The sequence below is a fragment of the Stenotrophomonas sp. SKA14 genome (assembly GCF_000158575.1).
In the GTDB taxonomy this organism is placed as follows: Bacteria; Pseudomonadota; Gammaproteobacteria; order Xanthomonadales; family Xanthomonadaceae; genus Stenotrophomonas; species Stenotrophomonas forensis.
Genome location: NZ_DS999412.1, coordinates 1,907,669 through 1,928,094, shown reverse-complemented (window position 1 = coordinate 1,928,094; position 20,426 = coordinate 1,907,669). Strand labels below are relative to the sequence as shown.

33 protein-coding genes and 1 tRNA gene are annotated in these 20,426 nt (G+C 65.4%); 13 read left to right on the top strand and 21 right to left on the bottom strand.

All coding sequences use genetic code 11. The features are described from left to right. Positions 1-5 precede the first annotated feature (5 nt). The 21 genes from SSKA14_RS08770 to SSKA14_RS08675 all read right to left on the bottom strand — a co-directional run bounded on the left by SSKA14_RS08770 (position 6) and on the right by SSKA14_RS08675 (position 9,871). Positions 6-758, bottom strand: coding sequence for a hypothetical protein (locus SSKA14_RS08770; RefSeq protein ID WP_157635930.1), 753 nt, complete (start codon positions 756-758; stop codon positions 6-8). Further along, positions 722-1,078, bottom strand: a complete 357-nt coding sequence (locus tag SSKA14_RS08765) for a hypothetical protein (RefSeq protein ID WP_008265005.1) — start codon at positions 1,076-1,078, stop codon at positions 722-724. Before SSKA14_RS08765 ends, SSKA14_RS08770 begins: the two co-directional genes overlap by 37 nt. A 168-nt stretch (positions 1,079-1,246) precedes the next feature. Further along, positions 1,247-1,323 (bottom strand) — tRNA-Met (locus SSKA14_RS08760). 395 nt (positions 1,324-1,718) lie between these two features. Continuing rightward, the gene (locus SSKA14_RS23775) at positions 1,719-1,913 is read right to left on the bottom strand and encodes a hypothetical protein (protein WP_157635929.1); all 195 of its coding nucleotides are present in this window, start codon (positions 1,911-1,913) and stop codon (positions 1,719-1,721) included. After that, the gene (locus SSKA14_RS24085; protein ID WP_040007346.1) at positions 1,906-2,181 is read right to left on the bottom strand and encodes a hypothetical protein; all 276 of its coding nucleotides are present in this window, start codon (positions 2,179-2,181) and stop codon (positions 1,906-1,908) included. Before SSKA14_RS24085 ends, SSKA14_RS23775 begins: the two co-directional genes overlap by 8 nt. Beyond that, positions 2,181-2,615 (bottom strand): hypothetical protein, encoded by a 435-nt coding sequence (locus SSKA14_RS08745; RefSeq protein WP_040007344.1) that lies wholly within the window; start codon positions 2,613-2,615, stop codon positions 2,181-2,183. The genes SSKA14_RS24085 and SSKA14_RS08745 overlap by 1 nt, the downstream gene beginning before the upstream one ends. After that, complete coding sequence (locus tag SSKA14_RS08740; protein WP_008268603.1) at positions 2,612-2,809, bottom strand: hypothetical protein; 198 nt, start codon at positions 2,807-2,809, stop codon at positions 2,612-2,614. The genes SSKA14_RS08745 and SSKA14_RS08740 overlap by 4 nt, the downstream gene beginning before the upstream one ends. Then, positions 2,809-2,994, bottom strand: a complete 186-nt coding sequence (locus SSKA14_RS08735; protein ID WP_040007342.1) for a hypothetical protein — start codon at positions 2,992-2,994, stop codon at positions 2,809-2,811. Before SSKA14_RS08735 ends, SSKA14_RS08740 begins: the two co-directional genes overlap by 1 nt. Further along, positions 2,987-4,258, bottom strand: coding sequence for a hypothetical protein (locus SSKA14_RS23770; RefSeq protein WP_157635928.1), 1,272 nt, complete (start codon positions 4,256-4,258; stop codon positions 2,987-2,989). The genes SSKA14_RS08735 and SSKA14_RS23770 overlap by 8 nt, the downstream gene beginning before the upstream one ends. Positions 4,259-4,430: 172 nt before the next feature. Then, positions 4,431-4,883, bottom strand: coding sequence for a hypothetical protein (locus SSKA14_RS08725; RefSeq protein WP_157635927.1), 453 nt, complete (start codon positions 4,881-4,883; stop codon positions 4,431-4,433). Positions 4,884-4,975: 92 nt separating this feature from the next. Next, positions 4,976-5,101 (bottom strand): hypothetical protein, encoded by a 126-nt coding sequence (locus tag SSKA14_RS24255; RefSeq protein ID WP_008264457.1) that lies wholly within the window; start codon positions 5,099-5,101, stop codon positions 4,976-4,978. Continuing rightward, the gene (locus SSKA14_RS08720) at positions 5,101-5,412 is read right to left on the bottom strand and encodes a hypothetical protein (protein ID WP_040007339.1); all 312 of its coding nucleotides are present in this window, start codon (positions 5,410-5,412) and stop codon (positions 5,101-5,103) included. The genes SSKA14_RS24255 and SSKA14_RS08720 overlap by 1 nt, the downstream gene beginning before the upstream one ends. Next, complete coding sequence (locus tag SSKA14_RS08715) at positions 5,412-5,900, bottom strand: hypothetical protein (RefSeq protein WP_008265196.1); 489 nt, start codon at positions 5,898-5,900, stop codon at positions 5,412-5,414. The genes SSKA14_RS08720 and SSKA14_RS08715 overlap by 1 nt, the downstream gene beginning before the upstream one ends. Before the next feature lie 115 nt (positions 5,901-6,015). Beyond that, positions 6,016-6,759 carry a hypothetical protein gene (locus tag SSKA14_RS08710; RefSeq protein WP_008265348.1) on the bottom strand — a complete coding sequence of 248 codons (744 nt, stop codon included), beginning with the start codon at positions 6,757-6,759 and terminating at the stop codon, positions 6,016-6,018. Beyond that, positions 6,756-7,103, bottom strand: coding sequence for a Ref family recombination enhancement nuclease (locus tag SSKA14_RS08705; RefSeq protein WP_008265657.1), 348 nt, complete (start codon positions 7,101-7,103; stop codon positions 6,756-6,758). The genes SSKA14_RS08710 and SSKA14_RS08705 overlap by 4 nt, the downstream gene beginning before the upstream one ends. Positions 7,104-7,173: 70 nt before the next feature. Further along, positions 7,174-7,596 carry a VRR-NUC domain-containing protein gene (locus SSKA14_RS08700; protein ID WP_157635926.1) on the bottom strand — a complete coding sequence of 141 codons (423 nt, stop codon included), beginning with the start codon at positions 7,594-7,596 and terminating at the stop codon, positions 7,174-7,176. After that, positions 7,593-7,874, bottom strand: coding sequence for a hypothetical protein (locus SSKA14_RS08695; RefSeq protein WP_040007336.1), 282 nt, complete (start codon positions 7,872-7,874; stop codon positions 7,593-7,595). Before SSKA14_RS08695 ends, SSKA14_RS08700 begins: the two co-directional genes overlap by 4 nt. A gap of 67 nt (positions 7,875-7,941) precedes the next feature. Then, positions 7,942-8,505 (bottom strand): hypothetical protein, encoded by a 564-nt coding sequence (locus SSKA14_RS08690; RefSeq protein ID WP_157635925.1) that lies wholly within the window; start codon positions 8,503-8,505, stop codon positions 7,942-7,944. Positions 8,506-8,530: 25 nt separating this feature from the next. Then, a complete protein-coding gene (locus SSKA14_RS23010; RefSeq protein ID WP_157635924.1) occupies positions 8,531-9,340 on the bottom strand; it encodes a hypothetical protein in 810 nt (269 codons plus the stop codon). Between the two features lie 61 nt (positions 9,341-9,401). Next, positions 9,402-9,572, bottom strand: a complete 171-nt coding sequence (locus tag SSKA14_RS08680) for a helix-turn-helix domain-containing protein (RefSeq protein ID WP_157635923.1) — start codon at positions 9,570-9,572, stop codon at positions 9,402-9,404. Between the two features lie 5 nt (positions 9,573-9,577). Further along, positions 9,578-9,871: a Cro/CI family transcriptional regulator gene (locus tag SSKA14_RS08675; protein WP_040007332.1), complete on the bottom strand. Its 294-nt coding sequence runs from the start codon at positions 9,869-9,871 to the stop codon at positions 9,578-9,580. Positions 9,872-9,903: 32 nt separating this feature from the next. Here SSKA14_RS08675 and SSKA14_RS08670 point away from each other — a divergent pair, with 32 nt between their 5' ends. From SSKA14_RS08670 to SSKA14_RS08605, 13 genes are all read left to right on the top strand, one after another. After that, the gene (locus SSKA14_RS08670; protein WP_083797325.1) at positions 9,904-10,371 is read left to right on the top strand and encodes a helix-turn-helix transcriptional regulator; all 468 of its coding nucleotides are present in this window, start codon (positions 9,904-9,906) and stop codon (positions 10,369-10,371) included. Positions 10,372-10,528: 157 nt separating this feature from the next. Continuing rightward, on the top strand, positions 10,529-11,344 hold the full coding sequence (locus SSKA14_RS08665; protein ID WP_157635922.1) for a PD-(D/E)XK nuclease-like domain-containing protein: 816 nt from the start codon (positions 10,529-10,531) through the stop codon (positions 11,342-11,344). After that, positions 11,341-12,225 (top strand): hypothetical protein, encoded by an 885-nt coding sequence (locus SSKA14_RS23005; protein WP_157635921.1) that lies wholly within the window; start codon positions 11,341-11,343, stop codon positions 12,223-12,225. The genes SSKA14_RS08665 and SSKA14_RS23005 overlap by 4 nt, the downstream gene beginning before the upstream one ends. Before the next feature lie 50 nt (positions 12,226-12,275). Then, a complete protein-coding gene (locus SSKA14_RS08655; protein WP_157635920.1) occupies positions 12,276-13,943 on the top strand; it encodes an AAA family ATPase in 1,668 nt (555 codons plus the stop codon). Positions 13,944-13,970: 27 nt separating this feature from the next. Continuing rightward, positions 13,971-14,327 carry a hypothetical protein gene (locus SSKA14_RS08650; RefSeq protein WP_157635919.1) on the top strand — a complete coding sequence of 119 codons (357 nt, stop codon included), beginning with the start codon at positions 13,971-13,973 and terminating at the stop codon, positions 14,325-14,327. A gap of 13 nt (positions 14,328-14,340) precedes the next feature. Then, positions 14,341-14,907 (top strand): 3'-5' exonuclease, encoded by a 567-nt coding sequence (locus SSKA14_RS08645; protein ID WP_008267702.1) that lies wholly within the window; start codon positions 14,341-14,343, stop codon positions 14,905-14,907. A gap of 21 nt (positions 14,908-14,928) precedes the next feature. Then, positions 14,929-15,831 carry a recombination-associated protein RdgC gene (locus SSKA14_RS08640; protein WP_008266236.1) on the top strand — a complete coding sequence of 301 codons (903 nt, stop codon included), beginning with the start codon at positions 14,929-14,931 and terminating at the stop codon, positions 15,829-15,831. A gap of 48 nt (positions 15,832-15,879) precedes the next feature. Beyond that, a complete protein-coding gene (locus SSKA14_RS08635) occupies positions 15,880-16,047 on the top strand; it encodes a carbon storage regulator (protein WP_008268134.1) in 168 nt (55 codons plus the stop codon). Further along, positions 16,044-17,138 carry a hypothetical protein gene (locus SSKA14_RS23960; protein ID WP_198283598.1) on the top strand — a complete coding sequence of 365 codons (1,095 nt, stop codon included), beginning with the start codon at positions 16,044-16,046 and terminating at the stop codon, positions 17,136-17,138. The genes SSKA14_RS08635 and SSKA14_RS23960 overlap by 4 nt, the downstream gene beginning before the upstream one ends. Further along, the gene (locus tag SSKA14_RS08620) at positions 17,135-17,746 is read left to right on the top strand and encodes a hypothetical protein (protein WP_040007330.1); all 612 of its coding nucleotides are present in this window, start codon (positions 17,135-17,137) and stop codon (positions 17,744-17,746) included. The genes SSKA14_RS23960 and SSKA14_RS08620 overlap by 4 nt, the downstream gene beginning before the upstream one ends. After that, on the top strand, positions 17,739-18,248 hold the full coding sequence (locus SSKA14_RS08615; RefSeq protein WP_040007329.1) for a class I SAM-dependent methyltransferase: 510 nt from the start codon (positions 17,739-17,741) through the stop codon (positions 18,246-18,248). The genes SSKA14_RS08620 and SSKA14_RS08615 overlap by 8 nt, the downstream gene beginning before the upstream one ends. After that, on the top strand, positions 18,241-20,160 hold the full coding sequence (locus SSKA14_RS08610; RefSeq protein WP_050413354.1) for a DNA cytosine methyltransferase: 1,920 nt from the start codon (positions 18,241-18,243) through the stop codon (positions 20,158-20,160). Before SSKA14_RS08615 ends, SSKA14_RS08610 begins: the two co-directional genes overlap by 8 nt. Further along, positions 20,157-20,399, top strand: coding sequence for a hypothetical protein (locus SSKA14_RS08605; protein WP_008266822.1), 243 nt, complete (start codon positions 20,157-20,159; stop codon positions 20,397-20,399). Before SSKA14_RS08610 ends, SSKA14_RS08605 begins: the two co-directional genes overlap by 4 nt. The last annotated feature ends 27 nt before the right edge of the window (positions 20,400-20,426 follow it).

The following is a 20,426-nucleotide window of genomic DNA, read 5'->3' as shown; positions in this document are numbered from 1 at the left end:
GTCGCTCATCGGGCGCGGCCCTCTGCAAGCCGGGCCGCATCTTCATAGCGGTTGCACAGCCCGGTTTCGTTGACGGTCCCACGCCACAGGCGGCACATGGAGCGGTATTGGCGTGCCATGCAAGCCACGTCGGCTGCAGGCACGCACACGTCGCGCAGTGCGCGCATTTCGCTGCGGCGGCTGCCGGCCATGCTGGCGCCACGGTTGTAGACGGTCGCCGTCAGGCTGCCTTGCGCGTCCGGTGGCAGCCGGTCCCAGCCGTTGGAGAACGTCCGCTTCGCCAGCCGGTGGTACGCCGGCAGCGTCACCGCGCGGAACACCTGTTCGCAGTAGCTGTACGGCGTGGTGATGTCGCGGTAGCGCGGCAGGACTGCCCGTGCGTCCTGACCGGTGATGCCGGCGGTGGTGCTCAGGCGCTGCACCGCGTAGTGCTTGGCCCAGTCGCGGCCGATCACCGCCGGCGTCTGGTGTCCACCGTCGTAGCCCACGCACCAGGTGATGCCAGACGCGCCGCCCGGCCACACCGGCCAGCGCAGGCGCTGCTCATAGTGCCGTGCGCTGGTGATCTCCCACCGGACGATGTGGGCCACAACCGCGTCGGACACCTGCTCCGGCACCAGGGGCGCCGGCGGGACGATGGACTGCACCGCTTCCCGCGCACGGACCATTGCCGATGGCACCTCATCGAGTGCCCGCTGCGCGCCGTGCGCGCTGCCCAGGCTCAGGGCGAGAAGAAGTGCAGCAGCAGAACGACGCATGCGATCCACACGATGGTGTCGGTGATGTAGACGATCAGCGGACCGCGACGGCCGGCGACGATGCCGGCCCACAGTTCCTGCCCCTCTTCCTTGCTGAGCTTGCGGCGCTGGCGGCGGCGAGCCAGCCAGGCCAGCCCGAGCGCAGCGATCGCGTACGCGGTCTGGATCGGCAGCTCGATCAAGCGAGCCACGACATCGACGGTGGAGGCCGGGTCCAGTGCTCCCAGCACCACCCATGCAGCGATAGCGATCACGGCCAAGGCCGGCAGCCAGACGACCGGCTCCTGCCAGCGCCGCAGCCAGGTAGCGATGGATCTCATGTGGACCTCGAGAAAGTTCGGCCAGCGCCCGGCACGGCCCGCTGCGTCAGCGGTGCTGTGCATCACCTTGCGAGTGGAGAGATAGGCTGGACCCGCACGGCGCGTCTCACGACGGCCAATGTGTGGGTATCGCTGCGACCGTGACTACCGGGCGCTGGCCGAAGAACGTGGTAGCGGGAGGTGGATTCGAACCACCGACCTACGGCGTATGAAACCGTCGAGCTGCCGGACTGCTCTATCCCGCTAATAGAAAAACCCCCGGCCAGCGCAGACTGACCGAGGGTTGGGGAAGCTGGCAGCAGGGGGAACTACGCCAGCGTGGGGAAACGTAAGGGATAGGGGTGCGCCAGGTCAAGCATGTTGAACCTACCGCCCAAGCAGCCCGGCCAGCGGGTGGGGTTTGCTGGGCGGGGCAGCCTTGGCCTTACGTGCCGACTTCTTCGGCTTGGCAACGCGCCGGTCGGCCAGGCACTCGAGGAGGTAATGCTCGGGGTACGGTATCGCCCCACCCTGCCCAGCCCAACGCTCGAGCGAACGCACGCTGCACCCCAGGCGCTGGGCCACCGCTGCGTAGGTGAGGCCCGTCCGTTGGATCAGGGCGCGAGTGTGAGCGCTGCTCGAGTCGTAGCCTTGGCTGGCGTCAGGCTTGTTCATCGGCGGCCTCCTCGCGCACACGTGAGGTGGGCACCAACGGTTTACCTGTGTCGGCGCGCGCCGGGGCGAGCGGCATCACCATCGGAATCCCGTCAAAGAGTCGGGCGCCGTTGGTCAAAGCTCCAATGAAATCAAGGTCGTCGGCATCCTGTAGCGATGCGCCAAGGGTGGTCTTACTCATGGCGAGCTGCCTCCGCTACCCGGTCCAAGAGGGCCGGATGAACCACCACGGTGTCAGGAGAGGACAGCAAACCCACCCGGTGGGAAGCCACCATGTAGAGACACGGCACCTGCCTGGTACCGAACCGCTTGAGCCACTTCTTGCTGATGCGTCGGTGGTAGGTGGGCGAGTGCTTCCCCTTCACGTGCGGACGGACTGGCTCGGTCTTCGTCGCCATGGGGGACACCAGCACCGGCATGCCCATGTACGTGAGCTGCGGCTCGGCCATCACAGCGCCCCCCTGTAGCTGGGCAGGGCCGCATGCAGCCCCCTGTATGCCTTGTCGCGTGCGGGGCCGCTGCCGTTGCTGGCGAGGTAGACCTTGGCCTGCTCAGCGGCCAGGGCCAGACGGTCGGCATCGGCGATGGCATTGCGGACCAACTGGGTAGCGGGTGCATCTGCACCGTGGGCCTTGGCCATCCCGTTGAGCATCGCCTGCAGCACCCCACGGATGGACACTGGGGAGGCGTCCGCTTCGGATGCGGACGGCGATGCGGACGGATTCGGGACGCCATTGAGATCGGCCAGCAGGCGCTCGGCATGTGGCAGCAGTTCGTCGCCGTGCACCTCGGCACACACGATGCCGCCAGGGGAGGTGATCCTGTGCGTGGCTCGACCGAGCGAGGCGTATGGCTTGGTCGTGAGCTTGTAGTGGCCGCTCATCGGGTCTTCCTTTCCGGCAGCGGGCCGGCGTAGTGGGTGATCGGGATAGCGCGCATGCCATCGCGCCACTGGGTGAGGCCTTGGCTGGCGTACATGACCATGGGCTTCTGCCCGTAGCCCCACGTCAGGTACCAGCCGCCCTCGGGCACGGGCCGGGCCGCCTCGTACAGCGGCAGGCTGATCTCGCGATCCATCAGCTCACCTCCACGTGGCGCCGCAGCGCCTGTTGCCGCCGGCGGCGGCTCACCGGGATCTGACCCACGGCCTGGTGCGTGTGCGTTGGTCGGCGCGGGCGGGTGGTCCACAGGTGATACAGCAGCGCGCCGGCAGCGGCCGGGCCGATCACCACCACGATCAGCAGCAGGGCCGACTCAACCATTGCCGGCCTCCTTTGCTGGGTTCACCTGGTGCTGGTAGTGATCGTGGGCGCGGGCCAGCTCCGACCTCAGATAGTCGAGCCACCAAGCGGTGTCCCCTCCTCCCACGTCGCTCAGCAGGCCGGCGTCGTAACGGTCAAGCTGCAGCGCCTGCACATTGCCCACCGCCTGGCTGTCGGTCAGGGCCAGCACTTCTTCCATGACGGCGATCCCCTCGCGGTAGATACGCACGTCGTTGTTGTAGTCGTGCTCGCCCTTGGTCTCAATCTCGCGGGTTCCAGGTGCGCCAGGATCGTCGGGCAGGTGCGAGCGCCACTGCTCAATCCGTCGCTGCAACAGTGCACGCACTGCACCCAGGTCCACGGCCTGCGCGGGCGGGGCGGCGTAGACCTCGCCCGAACCGTCTTCATCGGTGATTGCCCGGTCAGACACCATCAGCACGTCGCCCACTTCCAGATCCGCGATCCCGCCTTCCGTCAGCCAATCGATGTAGCGGTCACCATCGCCGTTGCGCCGAACGGTCGCCACAGCCTCAACCGTGACCGGCTCCCCCACCGGATGGCGACGGTCTTCCCATCGCTGATTGTTCCAGACGAAGCCGAGGGACAGCAGCAATTCCACGGCAGACTCACGGCGACGGGTGGGGATTGCGCGTTCAAACTCCACCGGCTGGCGCGCGGCGAGGGCGCGATCACGACGCTTCTCAAACTCATGGATGGCGATGCGCAGGCTGCTGTTGGCATCGCGGACACCATCTTGGGCGGCCTCCATTTCGTCATCGTCAACGTCGTCAAGTTCCTCGTGGCGCAGCACAAGGCCATCAAGTACATTGCGAGCCTCAAGCAACTGCTTTGCAGCAGTGGCGAGATAGCCCCCATGCTCGATGGCATAGTCCACAGGTGAGCGCTCGCTAAGCCCATCCTGACCACCCGGGGAGGGCTGGGCGGAGAGGGCGGCTAGCCACGCGGACCACAGGGCATGCGTGAAGTTGCTTGCATACTCCCCATCTGCCGCGCGTGCCAGAGAGGAAACGTGGTTCTTCACCCACGCCTCAAACCGCGCCCGCTCGGCCTGATCCCCCAGCATCACCCTCCCACCGGGCTGCGCGTGGCCACCGCCTTCCTGTTCTTTCAGCAGCGGCAGTGCCGCCTGTACGGCGGTGGTCAGATTCCGGCGTAGCGTGGTGCCGGTAACCTCGCGGAACCCACCCTCCTCGAGGTCTGAGGCGATGGCGTTGATGAATCGCTCCATATTTGGCCCGTTCATGCGGCACCGCCTTTGACGCGGGCGAGGGCCTTAGAGCGGGCAAGCTCACCAGCTTCCTGCGCGGCCTTCTTCGAGGCGTATCCCGTCCCACTGCGCGGTCCGGCGACGAATGCCCACTGGCCACGCCCTGCTGCGTGCACGCGCACAGGCCACAGCACATCGACAGGGGCGCTCATGCGGCACCGCCCTGGGCAGCGACGCCCGCCTTTGCCACCTCGTAGTCGCTGATGCGCTTGACCATGCTCTCGAGCGATTCGAGCTGATGGGCCACGAACTGGTAGCAGTGCCGGCCGATCCGCACATAGCGGTGATACAGGCCGCCGCTGTAAGGCTCGCGCGGGGTGAACGTCTCGATGTTCTCCACGTCCAGCACCACGTGCCGTGCTGGCTGCATCACGCTGAGCTGGTCCGCCCAGCGCTGCGCGCTGATCTCCTGCACGTCGATGTCGACGCCGGCAGCGCCTGCGCGCAGCAGTTCCAATTCCGGCGAATGGGCTACTTCGAAGGCGCGGAACGGCGCAACGTCGCCTTCACGGTGGGATTGATCGATGGCTCGTGCCAAGCCGGCCTCAAGGTTGGCCAGCCTGGTCGCCTGAGCGAGCGTCAACGCGGGAGGGTGTCGCATGTTGAACCTCATGGGCGTGTGATGGTGGGTCCGGGCCAGTGCCCGGCGAGGTGAAGCGATCCCGGCATCGCCGGGCGGTGGTGGTGGGGGCGTCATCGGGCCTCTCCTATGGCCCAGCCGAGCACGAAACCCAGGCCAAGGCCGATCAGGCCGAATACCGCGGCCATTTCCCACACGTACCGTGTGATCCAGGTCGCAGGCTTCGTGTCTTCAGTCATCACGGATCCCCGTGGGAGGCGCGGAACGCGTCGATGGCATCCACGAGGTTGCCGGCCGCATCGCACTCGTCCCCGGCGTCGCCACCATCGGGGTCGTGCAGCACTTCATGCAGGCGGTCGCGATGGAAGATCACCCGCTGCCAGTCGCTGACAGAACGCGACTGCTTGTCATGCTGCGCCAGGGCAGCAACGGCTGCCTCGTAGTCGGCGGTCTTCTTCTCGATGCTGCCGTTGGCGTCGCCGCAGTTCGGGTCAGCCCACTGCAGCAGCGCCCTCAGCGCCTCGGCGAGGGTGGTCCTGTCAGCACCCATCACAGCACCTCCCCGAGCGCGTCAGCGAGGTCGCCGGCGCCAGTCAGTGCGTTACCCAGGTTGGTCGTGTAGTCGCTCACCACGTCCCACCCATCGTTGCCATAGACAAGATGCACCCAGCCGGCGCGGGTCATCTTGGGCGCATGCGCAGGGCCTTCGACGTTCAGCAGATACAGGCGGTCCTCATCGGTCTGCATGATCGCCGCCATGACCGTGCCCGCGTCGCGGGTGCCGGTCACCGAGAGTTCTTCACCGTTGTGAACCTGGATGGCGTAGCCCTCAGCGATCAGGTCCGACACAGCCTTCCGGATCACTGCGCGCTCGATCAGGATCCGCTCACGGATCTGATACTTCCCCGCTGCCGTCAGATCGTGCTCTGCCATGAAGGCGGCGTCGTCGGCATGCTGGAAGTGATTGGTGGTGGCCTGTGAGCGGATGCTTGCCAGCATTTCCGCAGCGGCAGTCGAGGAAACCTCGTGGTTCGACATGTTAAACCTCATGGTCTGTTAAAACCCGCCTCCGTGGCGGGCTTGCTGCGCAGACTACGCCGCCCTTTTGGCGGTGTCAACATGTTGAACCTAAATTTTTCTACACCGCCCGCATTCAGTCATCGCGGAGCTTTTCATTCACCATGCGCGCCCCTCTGTGCTCGAGTTCCCGCAGCAATGCCAAAGCGCCCTCATGCAGCGGATTCAACTCGTCGCGAAAGGTCGCCTCCCGGATCTGCACAGCCTTGGCCCGGCGATGCTTTCCCCAGGGCTGCACGCCCGTGCCCTCGCAGTCCTCGCACAAATGCCACTCGAAACCGACCACCTTGCCCTCCTGCAATACCGGCTTGGCTACCTCACCTGGTCGGCCAAAATCCCGACACACCGGGCAGTGGTGCGGGTTTCTGTACTCATCGATGACCGCCCTCGCCCATCGTTGAAGAAACGCAGGCTCCCCCACCTTGGCGAGGGTCTTGGGTGCCAGCACCTTGCGCGCCCGACCGGACAGCGCCCGCGCCAGTAGCGACGCGATGCCAAGGAATGCCTCTGTTTCGCTGGGCTTCTCTACCGGCATTCGCTCGATGTAGAAGCGGGGCTTGCCGTCGACTGGTGGCAGTGGTCGCTTCACCTCTCGATGGCCGACCACGCGCATGGGCCCTTCGATCCTCGCAGGCCACCACCGCAGGCACAGCACATCAACTGCCAGTGCTTTCCGGTGATCGCCGCCGGCAACTGCCAGCGCGTTCGCGATGTCGATGGCGGTCAGCTCTGGCTGGCCCGTACCGCGTGACCCGGCCACCTGCAGCGGCAGGCTGCGCGGGCTGAGCCTCGCCATGGTCTTTCCGACATTCCTGCTCACGCCGCCTCTCCCGTCAGCAGCGCCGTCTGGCGCGCAATGAGGTAATCGTCGCTTCCGAATGTCTCGTGGAACGTGCGTGACCCTTCGGCCAGACTGGGGCCGAAATACTCGCGCATCCGCGCGTGCGTCCAACCGTCCACTTCGATGCGCCCGCGATGATGCCAGAGGCATCCGGCGTAACCGTGCGCATGGCTGATGCGCATGTTCCCCGACTTCACGTGGTTGTAGTCGCTGCAGGTGGCCACGTGCTCAAACGGCATGCGCCCCATTTCCGACCAGATCAAGCACGGGATGCACACCGTCACTTTCGCCTCATCAACGCGTGCTGCCTCAGACTTTCTCATCGCCCTGTTTCCAGGGCGCCGCTTCTTCTTGAAATTCCGCATGATCCCCACTCGCTATAGGTGTCGTATGTTAAACCTCGAGGGCCAAATAAAAGAGCAGCTCCTCCCGTGCTGCCAACCAGCCTTCGCATACCACTGCCCGATACCCCTGCTGTTGCAACCTGGTCAACCAGCTTCGCTGCGCTGTTGAAACCTCGGGCTTTCTCCCCAAGTCCATTCGCGTCGCCTTCAACTCGATGCGCAAACCGTGATACTCGCCCCGCGCCACATCGAGAACCAGATCGGGGTAGCCGGCGCGAACGCCTTGTGCTTTCAACCTGGCCGCCTCGAGCTTCCCTCGCCGTCCGCCGTTCGGAACGTGCATCAGGTACTGCAGGTCAGGTAGCTGCGCGCTCGCTGTCGCCACCCAATCGAACAACGCTTTCTGATGCGCATCTTCCGGGTGACGCGGGCGAGTGCCCGCGCCTCCTCGCATCGTGTTTCCACCGATCAACTGCTGATCTCCAACGCGGTAGCGGCTGCGCGGATACGCCCCGCAATGCGCTCATTGCTCGATGCCGCGCTGACCGTGCACACGAAGCCAGGCGCTGTCAGGAGCTGGCTGTAGTCAGGGTGGTCCGGGCCCACGGCCTCCAACATTCCATCCGCGTCAATCGTCACCACCATGGGCGCTCCGCCCCCAAGATCCGCAGCGGTGCGGGCGAGGTTGGCCGCGACCAGCCAGATATTGCCGAGCTTGAACGATGGTGGGTGCTCAATTGCGTTGTTCATACGGTACTACCCCTGTCTGTTGGTTCCTTGGAATTTGCCGTGCGCAGTGGCGCCGACCGAGCAGTGCTCAGTCGGAATCACCACGCGAATCGCCGGCACGCAATAATCCATCTTTGCCCATGCTTTCAGCTTCGCTCGGCGACAGGCCAAGCGTGGCGCTGATGTCAGCAAGGTGCTTGCGCATCTGCTCTCTGGTTGCCGGCTTGTGCGGCCGGCCTTTCGGCGCTTCCAATTCGCCCACCACGTGCGGCAGGGGTTCGCCCCGCATTACCGCTTCCTTCGCCACGTCGTATGCTTCACGCAGCATCCGCTCGGCATCACGTGCCGATGCAGCGCGGTAGGCATAGACATCCAGGTACCGCCAAACCGCGCGAGTGAACGCGGAGCGGAATTTGAAATGCTTCGACAGCTCGAACTTCACCCGCCCCAGGCTGGGCACGCCCAGGCACATCGCGCGGAATCGCGGAGCGGACGGCGGGAAGTCACTTCCTTCAACTCGGCAGGCCTCCAAGCCGGAATCGATCTGCTGCCGTGACATACCGGCGAGAGTCAGCCCCCACTCACGCCCGGCCGATGACCGAGGATTGGCGCCGTAATCGCGCTCCCAGGTTGCGCCGTACAGGCCGCCCATCCGGAGCCACAGGTAGTCAACGATGTCATTCGATACGATCGGCGCGGCCTTCGATGTAGCCGTCTGCGCCCCAGCCTCGTTGCTGATCTCCCTCGCGTCCCGCGCGAACTGCCGCCTCGATCCGTTCGACGGCACTACCTCTCCGATTCGTTGCATGGCTCACTCCCTGTGGAGGTGGATTCTGGCGTTCGGCGTTCTCACGCCGTGCGATAGCGACTACGTAGGTCGCGGGCTTCCCGCGACACTCAGCCCAGCCGGCGATTTCCAGAACGTGCTCGACCGTGACACCTTCGGCAGCCGCTGCGATCAGGTCGGGCGTGTAGCTGGTGCATCGGAAGCCAAGCCGGTTGAGCGCGATGGCCATCGGCGCCGCAGGGCTTAGAACGGGTGCCTGGTCTTCCGCATGCCCCTCGAAGTAGCCCTCGCGTGGCGGTGGTGGCGGTGGATCGTCCAGCCCCCCAAGGGGTAGCTGATTACCATCTGGAGTAGAAGAATCTCCTCTCCTCTTTTCTCCTCTGGTCCGCTTCCCGTCCGCACCGCCTGCGGACTCCCTCCGCTCCGCGCGCTTCCGGTCCGCGTCCTGCGCCCGACGCCGGGCCGATGCGCCGTTGTGCGTGTCGAACTCAGGCAGCACAAGGCATCCCGGCTTGCTGTCGTCCAGCCAACGGACATCCAACATGGCACCAGCCATGCCGGGTAGGCCGATCAGCTCGTCCACCAGCTCCAACGTGTAGCCCTCGAGCACGCCATCGGTGGTGTGCTCGTCAAACAGGCACCACACCGCATGCAGTCCGCCAACCACCCGCAATCTGTCCGTTTTCAATGCGGACGCCATGCGGACAACCTTGGGATGCCTTCCAAGCCCGGTGCGTACCTTGATCCAGTCGCCAGCCATGTCATTCCGCCCGCACAACTGCGTGGATGTTCAGGGCCGCCAGCAGCGCGGCGAACTGGTCGATACCCTGCAGCATTCGGCCGACCGTGGCGGCCGAACACCCGAGTTGGCGCGCCACGGCACGCTGGGACACGTCGCGGACTCGGCGGCGGATCAACACTGCGTTGCTCACTGCGTTCACTTCCCCGCAACCGGGGTTCCGAGGCGGTCCTGCATCGCTTCCATGCGGGTCCGCCCCGTATCTGGGTCCAGCACTGCTGCCTGCAGGTCCGGGTGCTTTTCGAGGAGCTGCCGCGCCCGCAACTCAGGCACGAACTCGCCCCATTGCCGGATGGCCTGGCGGGTCAAGGGTGGAGAGAAGGCGCGCGCGACTTCGCCGCGATTGCCGCCGAAGTAAGCGAGCACATTTGAGGTGCGAAGGATCGTTGACATGCCGGAAAGGAAAGCACGCTTGTCGCTAGGTGTCAACATGTCGCACCTTACCCGGCGTATCGTTGCTACCTATGACCACGAGCCGACCCCTGCGCACCGCTGCGCCGTCGAATCCCCGCACCCAAGGGGAACGCATACGCTTCGCCCGTATCAGCGCCAACCTGTCCCAGGAGCAACTGGGCATGCAGGTGAACAAGGCAGGCGGGTCCAGCGTTACGAAGTCGCTGGTCAGCCAGTGGGAACGCGACGGCGTGAAGAACCCCACCAACGACAACCTGTTCGCCATCGAGGCGGTAACTGGCTTCTCTGCCCAGTGGATTTCCAGCGGACGCGGACCGCAGAAGGCAAAGGCTGCCTCCACCGTTCGACTTGATACGCATGCGCTCGAGCGCGCGCTCGCCGCCGCGCTGCCGGACAACGGCAAGCACGCCGACCTGGCCCAGGTGGTGGCCGGCCTGTACGACGTGTTGATGGACACCCCGGACGTTTCCGACAAGACCCTCGCCAGCTTCGCCTCAGCACTGGCGCGCCGGATCTGATTTAGAAAAATCGAGCCGGGGGGTTGACGCCTCGGCGGAAAGCTGTATTGTCGAAGGTGTCACATGTTGAACCTTGCGAACCATGACGCCACCAATCGACGGCGCTCGTCTCATTCCTGACGAGGCGCCAAGCACGTATTACGCACGTAGCCTGGACGTGGCCAACCACACCGGCCTGTGCCATATCGGGCGCTCCCCCGCCCACTTCCGGTACTGGGTGGAAAACCCTCAGTCCGATGCCGACACCAAGGACTTCGCGTTCGGTAGAGCGTTCCATTGCGCGACGCTCGAGCCTGACGTGTTCAGTCGCACCTATGCGGTGATCCCTGCAGGTGCACCCGCCCGCCCCACTTCGCGGCAACTCAACGCGAAATCGCCAGGTCGCGAAAGCCGCGCTGCGCTCGACTGGTGGGCGATGTTTCTCGCCGGACACGAAGGCCGCACGTTGGTCAGCGTTGATGACTACGACCGCTGCCAGCGCATGGCCGAGAGCATCCGCTCGCACTCGGATGAAGTGGCGGGCCTGCTGGTTGGCGGGATTCGCGAGGCGACATTGCGATGGCGGGACGATGACACCGGCCTCGCGTGCAAGGCACGTATCGACAACTACGAGCCAGGCCTGTTCATGCTCGACCTCAAGAAGACCCGTGACGCCAGCGAGGAGGCCTTTGCGCGCTCCATCGCCAACTATCAGTACGACCAACAGGCCGCTCACTACTGCGCGGGAGGTTCCGCATGCGGCACCCCAGTGAAGCATTTCATCTTCCTGGCATGCGAAGACACTCCGCCGTACGTGTGCCAGCCCTACTACCTGGATCCCATGGCAGAGCAGCGCGGCATGGGGTTGCGTAGGCGGCGTATGCGCATCCAGGCCGAGTGTCTGCGTACCGACCGCTGGCCTGGCTATGCCACCAGCTTCCGACAGATTTCCCTCCCCAGCTACGCCTACTACGGCACCGACGAGGCAGCATGACCGATTCCACACAATCCACTGCGCTTTCCCCAGCCCGAGAAGCCGCCAGCATCGAACGTGGTTTGGCCATGGACGCCACCAGCTTCGAAGGTGTGCACACCGTTTTCAGCCACGGCAACGCCTTCAACTTGGCCGTGAAGATGGCAAGCATGTTGTCGGATTCCACGGTGATCCCGGCCCCGTACCAGGGCAATCCCTCCAACTGCCTGATCGCCATCGACTACGCCGCACGTCTACGCGTGTCGCCGGTGATGCTGATGCAGAACATGGACGTGGTGAAGGGCCGGCCAGGACTGCGCGGCGCATTCCTGATCGGCCTCATCAACGCGTGCCCACTGTTCAGTCGAATCAAGTTCGAGTGGCGCGGCTCCCCCGACGATGGCACCGGGCAGCCTACTGGCGACTACGGCTGCCGCGCCCACGCGACCGAGATCGAAACGGGCGATGTCCTGCAGGGCACGTGGGTGGACTGGGCGATGGTCATCGGCGAAGGCTGGGACCGCGATAACGGCAGCCAGAAGTCGAAGTGGAACACGCTCCGCGACCAGATGTTCCAGTATCGCGCGGCTTCCTTCTGGTCCCGCACGAACGCCAGCGACGTAACGCTCGGTCTGCACACGGTCGAGGAGCTGGATTATCTCGAGAATGCTCCGGGTTACGCACGCGAGTCGCCTTCTCCTGTCATCGAACACGACCACGACCGGGGCATGCCCGGCCTGCTGGATGAACTTGCGGATCGTGCACGCAGCGCTGCCGCGCACATTGATCTTGCGGAGCCAAGATCGCCCGCCGAAGACGAGCCTTCGGCGCCTCCGACCGACACGGCGCCAACCAAAGACGCACAGCCGAAAGCGCGCAGCGGACGCCGAATCATTGAGTAACTGCGCCCACAAGGTTTCACATATTCAACCTACAGAATGCAGGAGCAATTATGCGTATCACCGGAATTACCGTATCCAACTTCCTTGGCCTTCCCCACTTTCAGCACGCCCTTACTGAGCCTGTCTTGTTCGTCGCTGGCGGGAATGGCGACGGCAAGTCCAGCTTGCTGCAGGCCGTCCGCTTCGCCTTGACCGGCGCAATGCCCCGAGGCGTCACCAGAGTTGCGGACCGCAACCTGCTGCTGACCGAGGGTGCCAGCAAAGGCTATGTCCAGGTGGAGGTCGACGGAAACCCGCTGCGCCGCACCGTGTCCACGGCAAAGCTTACGGGTGATGCTCCGGAAAGCCCGCACCTCGACCTCTGCCTCGAGGCATCACAGTTCGCACGGCTGGATGACAAGGATCGCCGGAAGTTGCTCTTTGCCATCGCCGGTGTAAAGGCGAATGGCGAGGCTGTCTCCGAGCAGATGAAGGCCCAGGGCATTCGCGCTGACATCATTCAAGACCTGTTGCCACGTCTGCGCGCCGGGTTCGAGGCGGCGGCGGCCCACGCTCGAGACAAGGCCACTGAAGCGCGCGGCGCTTGGCGCGCGGTGAGCGGTGAGAACTACGGTTCCACCAAGGCGGAGGGCTGGGCCGCAACGGTTGAGGTCGAGGAGCCCGACCAGGCCGCCATTGACGAGCACGCCGCTGCCATCGCTGATCTCCGGGCGCGCGTGGCTCCGCTGCACGCGGCGATTGCCAAGGTTGAAGCCATGCTGCCACCGGACAAGCTGGCAGAGTTGCAGGCGCAGTCCGACGGTCAGGGTAAAGCAGAGGGCGACCTCGCCATGGCCCAGCAGGTGTACGACGACGCGGCGGCAGCGGTCGCAAAGCTGCAGGTGCAACTGCAGCCCGGTGCCAGTGGCGGCGTCCCATGCCCATGCTGCGGAAAGTCGGTCCGGATCGATGGGCAGCGCCTCGTCGCCGCCACCGAATCCGACGGCACCGACGTGCAGAAGGTGCGCAACGACCTCGCCGCCGCCAAGGTGCGGGCCCATGACGCCAACACGCAACTGCAGGTTGCTCGCCGGGCACTCGCCTGCGCACAGGCCGCCGCGTCCACGCTGGCCAACCTTCCCGAAGCTCCCACTGACGAGGAGCTGCGCGCACCGGATCTGCTGGCTGATGTGAATGAGTTACTGCAGCAGCACGAACGCGCACACCGCGCCCTCCTCGATGCTCGGGCACAGCACGAACGTGCGAAGCACCGCACTGAACAGGCCGCGCGCCATCACCGTGATGCGGCCGCATGGAAGCTGGCCGAGGAGAACCTGGCACCCGAGGGCATTCCCTCGATCCTGCTGGCCCGAGCGCTGGACCCGGTGAACGCCACTCTTGCCGCGGCCGCTTCCGTCGCCGGCTGGCGACCCGCAGCCGTCACCCGCGACATCACCCTGACCTACGGCGGCCGTCCTTACGCGCTGGTTTCCGAATCTGAGCAGTGGCGAGCTGACGCCATGTTCGCGGCCGCCATCGCAGAGCTTGCCGGTGCCCGCATCCTGATGCTCGACCGCTTCGACGTGCTTTCACCACTGGCGCGCGGGGATGCACTGGATTGGATGGATCACCTGGTGGCGGAAGGCCATGTCGACACGGTGATCGTCGCAGGCACCTTGAAGGAACGCCCCGACCTGGGCGAAGGCGTGGATGTTGTCTGGCTCGGCGCCGCCGCATAGCCCCCACCTGTGCACACGAGGTATCACATGCGAAACCACGAACCAGCGTGCCGACAGCTCGCGATTGATTTCACGCCTGCGCTTGAACGCGCACAGCTCGGAATGGAGCGCGCGGTCAACCACGCCAACCGGGTTGAAAGCGAGTGGAGCGGACAGGCACTGGGATTGCTGGTCGCGTTCGCCCGCCAGCATGCCGAGCCTTTCCTCATCGAGGAGGCGAGGCGCTGGGCAGAAGCAAATGGGCTGCCACCGCCGCCAGACGCACGGAGCTGGGGCGCCGTGACTAAACGCGCATCGATCAAGAAGCGCATCGAGAAGGCCGGCGCAGCCCCGGCGGCCTCATCCAACTGCTCCCTCAAACCCCTTTGGCGCTTCCGCGCCTGATTGGAGATCAACGATGTCCCTGATTTTCTTCTACGACACTGAAACCACCGGCCTCCCAGCTTTCAGCGAACCGTCCGACGCTCCCCACCAGCCGCACCTGGTGCAGGTCGCCGCATCGCTGGTGAATGCGACCACCCGCAAAGTGATCTCGTCCATCGATGTGCTCGTGAAGCCGGACGGCTGGACCATACCCGAGGAAGTAACTCGCATTCACGGGATCACCAACGAGCAGGCCGAGCAATGTGGCCTTGACGAAAGCCTTGTGACCGAGCTGGTGCTCGACATGTGGCGGTTGTCGGATGTCCGCATTGGCCATGTCGAATCTTTCGATGCCCGGATCCTCCGCATCGCGTTGAAGCGCTATGCGACGGCACAAGTCGCGGACGAATGGAAGGCAGGCACCGCGCAGTGCACCGCCAAGGCGGCCAAGGCGCTGATGGGCATGACCAAGAATCCGAAGCTGATCGACGCGCACAGGCATTTCCTGGGGCGCGAGTTCGACGGCGCTCACACAGCTCACGCCGACATGGTGGCGTGCCGTGAAATCCACTGGGCCATGGCCGACCACGAAAACGCCTGACGCGGCGAGAAGGAGAATCACATGTTCTTTCGCAATTTGACCATGTTCCGCGCGCCGCAGATCACGATGTTCGAGCTGCAGGATGGCCTCGAGGCATCCGCCCTCAAGCCGGTCGGACCGCTGGAGTACAACTCCGCAGGCTTCGTGTCGCCTTTCGGCCGCGGTGATGGCGAGCCGCTTTCCCACGAGGTCGCTGGGGCGCTGTGGCTGACCATCGGCGAAGAGGAGAAGATCCTTCCGGCAGCCGTCATCCATCAGATGCTCGAGCGCAAGCTGGCCGAAATCGAGGAAAGCGAGGGGCGCCGACCAGGTGGCCGCGAGCGGAAGCGTATCAAGGACGATCTGCTACACGAGCTGCTGCCCAAAGCATTCGTGACCTATCGGCGGAACGACATGTACCTCGACCACGCGCGCGGCGTGGTGTTTGTCGACACGTCCAGCCGCAAGACCGGCGAAAACATGATGTCCGCCATCCGGGGCGCACTCGGCTCCTTCCCTGCCATGCCGGTCAACGCAGAGGTGTCCCCCCGTGCCGTTCTGACGGGCTGGATCGCCGGCGAGCCGTTGCCCGAAGGGATGAGCCTCGGCGAGGAAGCGGAGCTGCGTGATCCCGTACAGGGCGGCGCAGTGGTGAAGTGCAACAACCAGGAGCTGCGCTGCGACGAGATCGACAAGCACCTGGACGCAGGAAAGCAGGTCACGAAACTGGGGCTCGTGTTCAGGGATCGGCTGTCGTTCCTCCTCGGTGAGGATCTGACCGTCCGCAAGCTGCGCTTCCTCGAGGGGGCCGTGGATCAGCTCGATGTCACTGACGTGGACAGCCGACGGGCCGAGATCGATGCCCGGTTCGTGCTGCAGGTCGGTGAGGTCGGCGCGCTGTTCGACGCCCTCGAGCAGGCATTCCGCCTGACCCGCTACGTCTGATACGCCGGCCGCGCCGGCGGCCGGCTCCATGGAATTTGGAGAACCCACATGCTCATCCTCACGCGCCGCCCCGGCGAGTCCATCGTTATCGGGGAAAACATCCGCATTGTTGTCACCGAGATCAGGAACGGCCAGGTCCGCCTGGCATTCGATGCGCCGGAAGAGATCGAGATCGATCGCACCGAGATCCGCGCCAAGAAGGAGGCCGCACGATGAACCCTGCCCACCTCCTCGATACGTTGCTTGCCCGTCCGCAAGCGCGTTGGTTCCGTGACACGGCGAGCGGCGGATCGGCCCTTGCTACCGGGGTCGTCGTCGCACCGCAAGAGCTGCAGACGTTGCAGGCTGCACTCGCCTCCCGCCAGCCGGTGGGGAGCAGCTTCCAGGCTGGCGTTGCCGAGTGGATGGGCCAGTGCTTCCTGCCGTCGCTCTACAGCAACATGACCGAGCGCGGCGACCGCCTGCTGGAAGAAGTGCTGGAACTGCTGCAGGCTCACGGCTACGACAAGGCGCGCGTGCCCACCCTGGTTGACTACGTGTTCGGTCGCCCGGACGGCGATCCGGCGCAGGAGGTCGGCGGAGTCATGGTCACCCTGGCCGGCTACTGCTGGGTGGCGGGCCTCGACATGCACACTGCTGGCGACGCCGAGCTGGCTCGCATCAACCAGCCCGATGTGATGGCGAAGATCAGGGCGAAGCAGGAAGCCAAGAACGCGCTGCACTTCGACACCCCGCTGCCGGGCAGCGCCGATGCATCCGTGCCTGCGCAGGCCTTGGACCTGCCCTACTCGCTCGATGCCGACCCGGCAGGTATCCGCGCCCGCGTGTGCGACGTGATCACCGGCACGTTGATGGTCGGCGCGCAGGGCCACACGCCGCCGCCGGCCGGTCACTGGGCTGAGCCGTTCTGGAAAGCGGCGCGTGCCGATGCGGCTGCGCAGCCCGTGGACCTGGGGCAGATGCCGCACGGCATCCGCCTGGTCGAGATCCCACGTCGCAATGGGCTCGATCCGATCAACGTTTTCGTGCAGGACTACGAGCTGGGGCGTGGCCGAATCGTGGTGACCTGCTACGGGCAGGCATGGTGCGGGTTCTGGGGCGCTATGGGCGACCGCACGGTGATGCAGTTCGTTGCCGCGTGCGATGCCGACTACGTGGCCGGCAACATGCTGAGCGGGCGACATGAGCACGTGAAGAAGCATGAGCGCACCTACGTGGAGCGCATCGCGACCGAGGTCATCGCCGAGTTTCGCGCCTTGATAGGCAGCCATGCGGTGGGCAATGGCCCGTCGGGGGTGCCGGCGTGATCGGTGCATGCGAAGTTCTGAGCCACGAGCCGTCGCTCCCGACGCGCTCGCGGGAGCACCACCCGGCCGAGCATGCCTACCGGGACCAGTGGCACCTACTGGTGCGCGCGCAGTGCGAAGACCACTGGGATCTGGACGATGAGGAGCAGCTCGCAGGCCCCCTGGGTCACATCCTCCACAACATGCCGGTTCTACTGACCGACCGCTATTCGCGGATCGCGGCAACCTTCGTCACCTGGCTGGGCACCAACGTGGGCGGCTCTATCATCTGGCACCTGCGGGTGAAGGGCCCTACGACCAACGACCCACTCTTCGACTGCAGCGTGCTCAGGAAGTGGCACGAGCAGAATCGCCGCCATTCGTTCTGCAACCGCGGCTTCCGGTCATCCGACTATTTGACCAGTGCGGACTGGGAGAAACCAACGGTGTGCCGGGATGCGCTGGAAATCGAGGTGTTCGACCATTTGGCCAACTGGCTCGGCTCTGCAGACGGTCGACAGTTCGTCGCGGCCGCTGAGGCGCGGGCGGTGGCATACCGCAAGGGGCTGTCGGTCGATGAGATCCTGACGATCCAGGCTGGCGGCCGGGAGGCGGCAGCGAATGGCTGACCAGCTTCCCGCCGTGCTAGACCCGTGCTGCGGCAGCCGCATGATGTGGTTCGACCCCAGCGACCAGCGTGTCCTGTTCGGCGACCTGCGGCACGAAACCATCACGGTGATCGACCGCACCCACCGCGCCGATGGCACCCGCGTGCTGTCCATCCACCCGGACTGCCTGCTGGACTTCCGTGCTTTGCCCTTCGCCGACGACTCGTTCCCGCTGGTGGTGTTCGATCCGCCGCACCTGGTGCGCGCTGGCAGAGACAGTTGGCTGGCCGCCAAGTACGGCCGGCTCAGTAAGGACTGGCGTGCGGACCTGCGTGCGGGGTTTGCGGAGTGCTTCCGCGTGCTTCGCCCCGAGGGCGTTCTGATCTTCAAATGGTCTGAAGTCCAGGTGGCCACGCGGGACGTACTGGCCCTGACCGATGCAGTTCCTCTTTTCGGGCACCCATCCGGCAAGCGCGCCGGCACGCACTGGATCTGTTTCATGAAGGAACCTACCAATGGCTGACGGCTCCCGCTCGCCCGAGATCCGCGTCACGCGGACCAAGACACGCACCCGGCCGGCCCTCATCGGCGACCTGTTCTGCGGTGCTGGTGGCCTGTCGAATGGCGCCAAGCGCGCCATGCGGCAGCTCAATCGGCCGGTGAAGCTGATCGGCGTGAATCACTGGCCGGTGGCCATCGAGACGAACCGCCGCAACCATCGGGAAGATGCTGACCGCATCCACTGCGCTGATCTGGAATCCGCCCTGCCTCTCTCGCTGGTGCCCGAGGGGCGCCTCGACCTGCTCATCGCTGCGCCCTCATGCGTGTTCCATAGCAGGGCCCGCGGCGGCCGTCCTGTGCACGATCAGCAGCGCATGGATCCGTGGCACGTGGTCCGCTGGTGCACCGAGCTGCGTGTCGCGCGCATCCTGGTCGAGAACGTGCCGGAGTTCATGGACTGGGGCCCCTGCAGCCTGGTTACCGGCCGGCCTATCCCGAGCCGCAAGGGCGAATACTTCCGCGCCTGGGTAGCGGCGCTGGAAGCGGTGGGCTTCAAGGTCGACTGGAAGGTGGTCTGCTGCGCCGACTATGGCGACCCGACCACCCGTCGTCGCTTCTTCCTGATCGGCCGGAGCGACGGGAAGCGCCTGACGTGGCCCGAGTTCACTCACGACCGCGTGGGCGGTACCGACCTGTTCGGTACCCGCCAGCGGTGGCGCGGTGCACGCGAGGTTATCGACTGGACCATGACCGGCAAGAGCATCTTCCACCGGAAGAAGGCGCTGAAGCCGAATACTCTTCGCCGCATCCTCGCGGGCTCCGTGAAGTACAACTGGCCCCAGCCCTACGTCGACGCCGTGCAGGCGCTCCTCGACGGCAGGCAACCGCGTCTGGTGTTCACTCGGAAAGAGGCCGTCGAGCTGGGCTTGGTCCACGCCGACTCGATGCTGCTGAACCTGCGCGGCACCAGCGAGCAACACCTGCAGTCCGCTTCTCGGTCCACGGACGAGCCCGTGCCGACCCTCACGGCCGGCGGCACCCATGTGGGGCTGGTGCTGGCGACCAGCAGCGGCGGCGTAGCCCGCGACCTGGACCAGCCCTTACCGACCATCACAACCGGCGGCGCGGGCAGCCAGCGCCCCGGTTGTGCGCGGCCGCAATTGGTGGAACCCATCATCGTCCCGACTTCGAACACCAGCAGCGCGGGCGTGCCCCGCTCGGTGGCCGAGCCGATACGCACGGTGACCACCGCCAAGGGCGGCGACCAGGCGGTGGCCATGCCGCTGGTGGCGCCGTACTACGGCGGCGGATCAGGGCTCACCGCGTCCTCGATCGCGGAGCCCGTACCGGCAGTAACGACCAAGGCACGGTTCGGCCTGGCCGAGCCTGTGCTGATGCGCGCCGGCCATGGCGACAGCGACGGCCGCGATCCTGCCAGCAGGATCCTTGACGCCAGTGATCCGGTACCGGCGCTCACTGGCTCCAACGAGGTCGCGCTCGCGGAACCCATCGTGATGCGCGGCAACGTTGGTGCGGGCCGGACACGGGACATGCGGGCCGTCAGCGAACCGCTGGCGACGATCACCACGTCGGAGTCGTTGGCACTGGCGGAGCCGTTCACGCTGCCTGTCACGCATCACGGCGATGTCCGGACGCACGGCATGGACGAACCGCTCCCCACAATCACCGGCGCCAACCGTGGTGAGCTGGGGTTGGCACAGCCGGCCGCCGAGCTGGCCGACGAGGTGGTGATCGACATCAACTACCGAATGCTGCACTGGCGCGAACTTGCCCGCGCCACGTCGTTCGATGACGAGGGCGAGGTCTACGACTTCGCCGGTACCGCCACCGAGATCACAAAGCAGATCGGCAACGCGGTACCGAACCGCACGGCGAAGGCCCTGGTGATGAGCTTGATGAGGGACGCGGCATGAAGTGCGACAACGAACAGGCCCCACCAGTCATTTCTGCGGTGGTGTTCGAAGGCATTACGGTGGTGGGCTCCGACGGCCGACCGGCATCGTTGGCGGTGGTGGACGCGGATGGTCGCGTGCTGGCTGCCGGCCCGGAGGTAGCGAAGGCCGCGTGGGATGCGTCGGTACTGGCCTACCGAAACTTCCTGATCGGCAAGGGCCATATGCGGGTGCTGCAGAAGCCGGGCGCGAACAAGTGACCCGGCAGCAGGAGTATATTTCACCGA